The organism is Janthinobacterium foliorum, assembly GCF_978021625.1.
Window position 1 is genome coordinate 1 of sequence record NZ_CDXDQE010000079.1, and the last position, 345, is coordinate 345.

Genomic DNA, 345 nt, shown 5'->3' on the forward strand with positions numbered 1-345 from the left:
TGATCGAGCCTGGCTTTGCCAGAACTTGACCACGTTGCACGTCTTCACGCTTGGTGCCGCGCAGCAGCAGACCAACGTTGTCGCCTGCTTGACCTTGGTCCAGCAGCTTGCGGAACATTTCCACGCCGGTGCAAGTCGTTTTGACGGTATCGGTGATACCAACGATTTCGATCTCTTCGCCGACTTTAACAATGCCGCGCTCGATACGACCGGTGACCACGGTACCGCGACCCGAGATCGAGAACACGTCTTCCACTGGCATCAGGAACGCACCGTCAACAGCGCGCTCTGGCGTTGGGATGTAAGCATCCAGCGCATCGGCCAGACGCAGCACTGCGTCAACGC

The 345-nt window shown here is 58.6% G+C and carries 1 protein-coding gene; it reads right to left on the bottom strand.

All coding sequences use genetic code 11. The features are described 5' to 3' along the window. A partial coding sequence (locus tag ACZ92H_RS29575) for an EF-Tu/IF-2/RF-3 family GTPase (RefSeq protein WP_465051987.1) occupies positions 1–345 on the bottom strand: 345 nt, incomplete at both ends.